This window comes from Mycobacterium sp. shizuoka-1 (assembly GCF_002723835.1).
Classification (GTDB): domain Bacteria; phylum Actinomycetota; class Actinomycetes; order Mycobacteriales; family Mycobacteriaceae; genus Mycobacterium.
Window position 1 is genome coordinate 1 of sequence record NZ_BEWG01000158.1, and the last position, 1178, is coordinate 1178.

A 1178-nucleotide genomic window follows, 5' to 3' on the forward strand; every position below is an offset into this window, starting at 1 on the left:
CGATGGGTGGGATGCGGCCCAGGCGGTGCATGAGCCGGTCGGTGTTGTACCAGTGCACCCACTCGGCGGTGAGCAGTTCGACATCGGTCAGACGGTGCAAGGGACCCCGCCGGAATGGTGAGTCGTCGCGGACTGCTTCGGTCTTGTACAGCCCTATGGTCGTTTCGGCCAAAGCGTTATCGAAGGCATCCCCGACCGTGCCGATCGAGGCCACAAGCCCGGACAGAGCCAGGGTTTCCCCGAACCGCACAGACGTGTATTGAGAGCCCGCGTCGCTGTGGTGAATAGTATTGCCCAACAATGGATTACCCTCGCCGCTTCGGAGGTGTGCGGCATGGCGGATCGCTCGGCGCACGAACCGGTCTTCCTTGCTGGCCGAGCAGGTCCATCCCACAATCCGGCCCGCGTAGGCGTCGATGGCGAATGCGGTGTACACGAACATCCCGTTGGACAGCCGTACGTAGGTGAAGTCCGCCACCAGCAGCACGTTGGGGGCCGGCACCCGGAACTGGCGCTTCACCAGATCGGCAGCCCGGTCGGCGGCCGGATCCGAGACGGTGGTGCGGACCTTCTTGCGGCGAGTAACTCCACGCCAGCCGTTGGTCCGCATGAGACGCTCCACGGTGCAGCGGGCCACCGCGATGCCCTGGCGTTGCAAGTGAGCCCACATCTTGGTGGCGCCATACAGCGACTCGGGCTTGCGCCGACCGTGCTCGTCTGGCTCGTAGAAGCCGGCCAGCACCTCGGTGATCACGGTGTCCCACAGCGCCCGAGCGGATGGGGGGCGGGTCAGCCAGGCGTAGAAGGTCCTCGGGGCGATCTGGCACCCGTGCTCAGTGAGCACGCGGCAGATCGGAGCGACCCCGAACCGAGCACGATGCTCGGCGATGAACGCACAAATCAACGGTGTCGCGGGTCGCTCTCCCGCACGAAGAAACTTGTTGCCGCCTTGAGGATTTCGATGGTTTCCTCAAGCTCACGATTCTTGCGCTTGAGCTCCTTGTTCTCCCGCGCGATATCGGTGGGCACTCCATCCCGCTGGCCGGTGTCCACCTCGACCTGGTTGACCCACCGGCGCAAAGATTCGTAGGACACCCCCAACCGCTTGGCTACCGCGGTGATGCAGGCGGTGCGGGTGTCGTACTCCTCGGCATGGTCGGCCACCAGCCGTACCGCGC

Annotated in this window: 1 protein-coding gene; it reads right to left on the minus strand. The window is 64.9% G+C overall.

Annotated features, from left to right (window positions below; all coding sequences use genetic code 11):
* Window positions 1-1178, minus strand: a protein-coding gene (locus MSZK_RS31495) for an IS3 family transposase (RefSeq protein ID WP_099252414.1) whose coding sequence is annotated in 2 segments (ribosomal slippage) — window positions 1-939 and window positions 939-1178 — 1179 coding nt annotated over the 2 segments. Because the reading frame shifts where the segments join, the coding sequence is not laid out codon by codon here. This gene is flagged as partial in the annotation.